The organism is Mycolicibacterium agri (genome assembly GCF_002553505.1).
Lineage (GTDB): Bacteria > Actinomycetota > Actinomycetes > Mycobacteriales > Mycobacteriaceae > Mycobacterium > Mycobacterium agri.
The window spans coordinates 1-6962 of record NZ_PDCP01000153.1 but is presented as its reverse complement, the minus strand read 5'-3'; the positions used below and the strand labels follow the sequence as shown (position 1 = coordinate 6962).

The following is a 6962-nucleotide window of genomic DNA, read 5'->3' as shown; positions in this document are numbered from 1 at the left end:
CCCCCCCCCCCCCCCCCCCCCCCCCCCCCCCCCCCCCCCCCCCCCCCCCCCCCCCCCCGGGGGGGGGGGGAACTGCCGAATCCGGCGTGTTTTCACCCATGTGTACCGACGGTAGTCAGCCAGCCGGAACAGGCCAGAGTCGTTGGTCACCGGGCACGCGGCACTTGGGCTCTATGGCCAACTGAGGCTACCGGCGGGGTACGCGCCCGCCGGTGATCGGTGACATCGACTGCAAACGGGTGACCGTGTCTACGGCCGCGCGGCGCACTGTGGCGGCCCGGTCACGGGCTTCCCGTGCCCGTTGTCGGGTCTGACCCGCCAGCCTGAGTGCGTTGGCCAGTTCCGGTGCGGAAACTGTGTCGAGCGCGTGGCGCCTCACCCTGGCCCGATATGCCTTCTGGCGGCACGGTCCGCAGCAGAAACGTGCGTCGGCGCGACCGTGAAACGTCGTACCGCATTCCTGGCACCGCAACCGCCGAGCCGCCACGACCGAGACGTTACACTTAGCCGTAACGAGGATGCAAGACATCGGGCGCTGTGAGGTAGCTGGAACATCAACGGACTCAATGGATCTGGAGTATGATCGACAGCGTCAATGTGCTGACGTCGGCGTCAATAGTGTCGGCGGATGCGCGTCAGTTCGGGGGAGGCCAAATCTTGGCAGAGGCGAAGATGGACGACACTGAAGAGCCTGTTCCCACCCAGAGCCGCGAAGAGCCGTCGGCGAATCCGCCGCAAGCCGAAAGCCCAGCGAAGTCGGTGTCCGCGCTGATACGCGAGCGGTTCGGTATCGGCCGCTGATCGCACCCCGTCACAAACACGGGTCTAACGGCCCTAGCGCATTCGGGCGATATCACTACTACCATGCGTCGTAGGTATAAATCGAGCCCTGGAGCCGCGCATGAATGCCTTGGATGTTTCGCGGTGGCAGTTCGGCATCACCACCGTGTACCACTTCATCTTCGTTCCACTGACCATCGGGCTGGCGCCCATCATCGCGGCGATGCAGACGGCATGGGTGGTGACCGGCAATACCGCGTGGTACCGCCTGACCCGGTTCTTCGGGAAGCTCTTCCTGATCAACTTCGCGATCGGGGTGGCCACCGGCATCGTGCAGGAGTTCCAGTTCGGGATGAACTGGAGCGAGTACTCGCGCTTCGTCGGTGACGTCTTCGGCGCGCCCCTCGCTTTCGAGGGCCTGATCGCCTTCTTCTTCGAGTCGACGTTCATCGGGCTGTGGATCTTCGGCTGGGGCCGGCTTCCCCGATTGATCCACCTTGCCTGCATCTGGATCGTCGCATTCGCCGTCAACGCCTCGGCGTTCTTCATCATCGCCGCGAACTCATTCATGCAGCATCCCGTCGGCACCCGCTTCAATCCGCAGACCGGGCGCGCCGAGCTCGTGGACTTCGGCGCGCTGCTGACCAACAACACCGCGATTTGGGCCTTCCTGCATACGGTTTCGGCGTCGCTGCTCACCGCCGGCGCGTTCGTCGCCGGCGTCTCGGCATGGCTGATGGTGCGGTCACAGAGACGGCCGGAGGACGTCGACGATGCCAGGACCATGTACCGGCCGGCGACCATCGCCGGTAGCCTGCTCGCACTGGCGGCCGCCATCGGCATCTTCTTCACCGGTGACCATCAGGGCAAGCTGATGTTCGTGCAACAGCCGATGAAGATGGCGTCCGCGGAATCGTTGTGCCACACCGAGACCAACCCCGAATTCTCCATCCTCACAGTCGGGCGGCAGAACAACTGTGACAGCGTGACGCGCGTCATCGACGTCCCGTACGTGCTGCCCTACCTCGCCGAGGGGCGGTTCGACGGCGTGACCCTTCAGGGCGTCAAGGATCTGCAGCAGTCCTACCAACAGAGGTTCGGCCCGGGCGACTACCGACCCAACCTGTTCGTCACGTATTGGGCGTTCCGCGCCATGATCGGGTTGCTTCTGGTCCCAGTCGCTTTCGCGTTCGCCGCACTGTGGCTTACGCGGCGCGGCCGAACACCCGCTGGGCGCTGGTTCGGTTGGTTCGGCATCCTGACCATTCCGACGCCGTTTCTTGCCAACTCGGCCGGTTGGGTGTTCACCGAAATGGGCAGGCAACCGTGGGTGGTGGCGCCTAACCCGACGGGCGATCAGATGGTCCGGCTGACAGTACAACAAGGTGTCTCCGACCACAGCGCCGCGATGGTGTGGGTGTCGCTCACCGTCTTCACGCTGCTGTACGGCGTGCTGGCCGTGATCTGGTTCGGGCTGATGCGCCGCTATGTGGTCGCTGGGCCACAGCCACACGACTCGGAACCCGCCCCGCCGTCTGCGCCGGGGTCAGACGACGTGGCCCCGCTGTCCTTCGCCTACTGAGAGAGACGTGATCATGGGACTCCAACAACTGTGGTTCATCCTCATCGCGGCGCTGTTCCTCGGCTTCTTGATCCTCGAGGGCTTCGACTTCGGGGTCGGCATGCTGATGGCACCGCTGGGGATGGTCGGTTCCGGTGACTCCGAAACCCGCAGGCGCGCCGTGCTCAACACCATCGGACCGGTGTGGGACGCCAACGAGGTGTGGCTGATCACCGCCGGCGCTGCGATGTTCGCGGCCTTCCCGAACTGGTATGCGACCGTGTTCTCTGCTCTGTACCTGCCTCTGCTGGCGATCCTCTTCGGCATGATCCTGCGCATCGTGGGCATCGAGTGGCGCGGCAAGATCGACGACGCGCGGTGGCGGGCATGGGCGGACGCCGCCATCGCCGTCGGGTCATGGCTTCCCGCGATTCTGTGGGGAGTGGCCTTTGCGATCCTCGTCCGTGGCCTGCCGATCGGTGGCGATCACAAGATTCACCTCTCGATCGGCGACGTGCTCAACGCCTACACGTTGCTAGGCGGTCTGGCCACCGCGGCGCTGTTCGCCTTCTACGGCGCGGTGTTCGTCGCGCTGAAGACAGGGGATCCTGTGCGCGACAGCGCATTTCGGTTCGCACGTGCGCTGTCGCTACCGGCGATCGTGCTGGCCGGCGGCTTCGGTCTGTGGACGCAAGTGGCCCACGGGAAGTCGTGGACTTGGCTGGCGCTGGCTGTCGCCGTGGTCGCCCTCCTCGCCGCCGTCGCATTGATGTGGGCCCGCCGCAACGAAGGCTGGGCGTTTGTGTCCACCGTGATCGTCATCGCCGCAGTGGTGGTGTTGTTGTTCGGTTCGCTGTATCCGAACCTGTTGCCGTCCACCCTCGACCCGGCATGGAGCGTGACGATCTACAACGGGTCATCGACCCCGTACACCCTCAAGATCATGAGCTGGGCATCGTTGACCCTGCTGCCTTTGGTGATCGGCTATCAGGCGTGGACCTACTGGGTGTTCCGCCGGCGGATCACCGCCGACGCGATCCCCGCATCCGTCGGGCTGACGAGGCGGCCGACCTGAACCTCTGGCGAAGCTCGCCGTTGATGCGGCGCTTCCTGGCCGCCTCGGTGGGCTGCGGGGTGGTGATCAGCGGCGCCACGATCGCGTCGGCGATAGTACTTGCGCAGATCGTTGCGGGCGTTATCACCAACCCCATGTCACGCACGGCGGGGCACTGGGCGGGTGCACTGTGGATCCTGGCTTCGCTATGGAGCGTTCGAGCGCTCGCCACCTTGATCCAGGGTCGGCTATCGCAACGCGGGGCGACGGCGGTCATCGCAGATCTGGCCACGCGGTTGCTGCGCACGGTCACCGCGCGGGCCCCGCGTGAACTCGCGGCGCAGCGCGATTCCGCGGCGGCGTTGATCACGCACGGTCTCGACGGGCTGCGGCCGTATTTCACCGGTTATCTGCCGTCGCTGTTCCTTGCCGGCATCTTGACCCCGGCCGCTGTCGTCGCCATTGCCTGTTACGACGTGCCGTCTGCATTGATCGTTCTCATCGCGCTCCCGCTGGTGCCGATCTTCATGGTGCTCATCGGACTGCTCACCCGTGAGCGGTCGGCGGCCTCGCTGGCGGCGATGACAACCTTGCAGTCTCGGCTGCTCGATCTGGTCGCAGGGCTTCCCACCCTGCGGGCACTCCACCGAGTCGATGGTTCGGCGGACCGGATCGCCGAACTGGCTGCCGCCCACCGCCGGTCGGCTATGGCCACGCTGCGAATCGCATTCCTGTCGGCGCTGGTGCTGGAGTTGCTTGCGACGCTGGGGGTAGCCCTGGTCGCGGTCGGCGTCGGCCTACGCCTGGTCTACGGCGACGTGACACTGTCGGCGGCGCTCACCGCGTTGCTGCTCGCGCCGGAGGTGTTCTGGCCGCTGCGCCGTGTCGGCATGGAGTTCCATGCGGCGCAGGACGGCAAGGTTGCGGCCGAGAACGCACACAAGCTCTTTCAGGCGACCGGTGTACGACGCTGCGGCACCCGCACGGTCGAGGCGGCGGGCGCAAACATCCACGTCGGCGCGTTGGACGCTGACATCGAACCGGGCAGGGTGACCGTGTTGACCGGGCCCAACGGTGTGGGCAAGACCACCCTCCTGCACGCCATTCTCGGCTTGACCGATGGGGATGTTCGAGTCGGCGGCATCGACGTCGCCGAACTCGAGCCGCATGCGTGGTGGCAGCAGGTCGCCTGGCTGGCGCACCGGCCGGTGATCGTGCCGGGCAGCGTCCGCGACAACCTCGAGCTGTTCGGTCCGCTGGACGATCTTGACAACGCCTGTCGTGCAGCGGGATTCGATGAGGTGCTGACCCGCCTGCCTGACGGCCTGGAAACGATGCTCGGCCGCGATGGCGTCGGCTTGTCACTGGGGCAGCGGCAGCGGCTGGGGCTGGCCCGGGCACTCGGATCCCAAGCACCTGTGCTGTTGCTCGACGAACCCACGTCGCACCTGGACGCGCGGACGGAGGCCCTTGTCTTGCAGGCCATCACGTCAAGGGCCGCTGCCGGTGCGACGGTTCTCGTAATAGGTCACCGGGAACCCGTGCTGGCCATCGGTGACCGGGTGCTGCACACGGGGAGCCTCGTCGATGCTTGACCTACTGCGCCCTCGAATCGGCCGGCTGGCGCTTGCGACGCTACTCGGGGTGCTGTCGCTGGGTAGTGCGCTGGCATTGGCCGGGGTCGCGGCGTGGCTCATCACACGCGCCTGGCAGATGCCGCCGGTCCTGGACCTGACGGTGGCCGTGGTTGCGGTGCGTGCGCTCGGCATCTCCCGCGGCGTCCTCGGCTACTGCCAGCGGCTGGCATCCCACGACACCGCCCTGCGCGCTGCGGCCGATACGCGGGGGCGGCTGTATCGCCGACTGGCATGTGCACCCGCTGAGACGGTGATGCGGCTGCACAGCGGCGAACTGGTCACTCGGCTCGGCGCATCCGTCGACGAGCTGTCCGACGTCCTCGTTCGCGCGGTGTTGCCGGTCGCGATCGCTGTCGTGCTCGGCCTGGCGGCCGTCACCGTGATCGCGGTGATTTCCCCGGCCGCCGCAGTCGTGCTCGCTGGGTGCCTGCTGCTCGCCGGCGCGGTGGCGCCGTGGCTGGCGGCCCGCGGCACCTCGGCGGCAGAAAGGATTGCCGAACAACATCATTCCGGCCGAGATATCGCGGTGATGCTGGCCCTCGAGCACGCACCAGAGCTGCGAGTCGCCGGCCGCCTCGACCCCGTGATCGCCGAATCCGACCGCCGTCATCGCGACTGGGGACGAGCCGCCGACCGGGCCGCGTCACCAGCCGCGGTTGCGACGGCGTTACCCACATTGGCAATCGGTGCCAGTGTGCTCGGTGCCGTGATCGCCGCGATCTCGATCGCCGGTGCGGCGGCGCCGACGACCATTGCAATTCTGATGTTGTTGCCGTTGTCCGCTTTTGAGGCAACCGCCGCACTGCCGGCGGCGGCCGTGCAATTCACCCGTTCGCGGATTGCGGCCGATCGCCTCGCCGACCTCACCTCACCGCAGGACACGCGGTCGCGGCCGACAGTGGTGCCTGTCGCGCCCGAGTCCGGTGCACGGCTGGCGGTAACCGGACCCAGCGGAGCCGGCAAGACCACGCTGCTGATGGCAATAGCCGAGAGTTCACCGGGTGCAGTCTTTTTCGCCGAAGATGCGCATCTCTTCGACACGACAGTGCGCGACAACATCCTGGTAGCCCGGGGTGATGCCACCGACCATGAGATTCGCACTGTGCTCGGCCAAGTGGGCCTTACCGAGTGGCTAGACGCACTGCCCAAAGGTTTGTCTACGGTGCTGACGGGCGGTGCGGCGGCGGTCTCAGCCGGGCAGCGAAGGCGTTTGTTGCTGGCGCGTGCGCTGATTTCTAGCGCCACAACCGTGTTGCTCGATGAGCCGACCGAACATCTCGACGCTGACGACGGACAACACATTCTCACCCAACTGCTCACTCCGGGCGCGTTGTTCTCGCCGGGGCGGACGGTCGTCGTCGCCACGCACCACCTGCAATCCGATTCCCGATTTCCGAGAATCGACCTCGCGATGGCGAAGGCTCACTCGTACCGCCCCGTACAAGTGTGGGTGCCCGACGTCCGGTCGGCGCAGTTCGCCGCAGAAGCACACCGCGAAGCGCTAGCACTGGCCGAAGCCGACCGGCACAGCGACGACATGGACTTCGTTGAGGCCATCTCCGAGCTGGCCGACGACGAGTGACCCGCGGCGAACTCTGGACCGTCTCAGGCGGCGTCTACGCCGCCAAACCCCGGCCGGCGCTCATCATCCAAGACGACCTTTTCGACGTGCCGTCATCGCCTCGGGTGATGATCGGAACGAAGACAAACGTCACTCCGGTGGTGCGCATCAGATCCGTGTCGGCGTCGGCGCTCATGCGTTGGCGCTGCTGGAATCCCAACCGGTCACGGACGGTCGTCTCATCGGGTCCGGTGACTTCCCACTCCGCACCGGGGTAGCGGGCTGTCCAGGTGGTGTTGGGGCCGGCGATTGCTGAGCAGGTGGAGTGGGCGGGTGAGGCTGATCGGTGGTTTGAGGTTGAGGTGATCA

At 66.4% G+C, this 6962-nt stretch carries 5 protein-coding genes and 1 pseudogene; 5 read left to right on the top strand and 1 reads right to left on the bottom strand.

Annotation, left to right across the window (positions count from 1 at the left end):
• The first annotated feature begins 579 nt into the window (after positions 1-579).
• The 5 genes from CQY20_RS32785 to CQY20_RS32765 all read left to right on the top strand — a co-directional run bounded on the left by CQY20_RS32785 (position 580) and on the right by CQY20_RS32765 (position 6614).
• On the top strand, positions 580-801 hold the full coding sequence (locus tag CQY20_RS32785; protein ID WP_097945346.1) for a hypothetical protein: 222 nt from the start codon (positions 580-582) through the stop codon (positions 799-801).
• A gap of 100 nt (positions 802-901) precedes the next feature.
• The gene (locus tag CQY20_RS32780) at positions 902-2362 is read left to right on the top strand and encodes a cytochrome ubiquinol oxidase subunit I (RefSeq protein ID WP_097945344.1); all 1461 of its coding nucleotides are present in this window, start codon (positions 902-904) and stop codon (positions 2360-2362) included.
• A 13-nt stretch (positions 2363-2375) separates the two neighbouring features.
• Positions 2376-3416 carry a cytochrome d ubiquinol oxidase subunit II gene (gene cydB, locus CQY20_RS32775; protein ID WP_097945350.1) on the top strand — a complete coding sequence of 347 codons (1041 nt, stop codon included), beginning with the start codon at positions 2376-2378 and terminating at the stop codon, positions 3414-3416.
• A 23-nt stretch (positions 3417-3439) separates the two neighbouring features.
• Positions 3440-4990, top strand: a complete 1551-nt coding sequence (gene cydD, locus CQY20_RS32770; RefSeq protein WP_097945348.1) for a thiol reductant ABC exporter subunit CydD — start codon at positions 3440-3442, stop codon at positions 4988-4990.
• The gene (locus CQY20_RS32765) at positions 4983-6614 is read left to right on the top strand and encodes an antitoxin MazE-like protein (RefSeq protein WP_097945342.1); all 1632 of its coding nucleotides are present in this window, start codon (positions 4983-4985) and stop codon (positions 6612-6614) included. The genes cydD and CQY20_RS32765 overlap by 8 nt, the downstream gene beginning before the upstream one ends.
• A 34-nt stretch (positions 6615-6648) precedes the next feature.
• On the opposite strand, the pseudogene CQY20_RS35065 reads toward CQY20_RS32765, so the two are convergent.
• A pseudogene (locus CQY20_RS35065) lies at positions 6649-6962 on the bottom strand (hypothetical protein); the annotation flags it as partial.

Coding starts and splice junctions, on each gene's coding strand:
- cydD (WP_097945348.1), top strand. CDS start 3,440: ATGCGGCGCTTCCTGGCCGCCTCGGTGGGCTGCGGGGTGGTGATCAGC.
- cydB (WP_097945350.1), top strand. CDS start 2,376: ATGGGACTCCAACAACTGTGGTTCATCCTCATCGCGGCGCTGTTCCTC.
- CQY20_RS32780 (WP_097945344.1), top strand. CDS start 902: ATGAATGCCTTGGATGTTTCGCGGTGGCAGTTCGGCATCACCACCGTG.
- CQY20_RS32785 (WP_097945346.1), top strand. CDS start 580: ATGATCGACAGCGTCAATGTGCTGACGTCGGCGTCAATAGTGTCGGCG.
- CQY20_RS32765 (WP_097945342.1), top strand. CDS start 4,983: ATGCTTGACCTACTGCGCCCTCGAATCGGCCGGCTGGCGCTTGCGACG.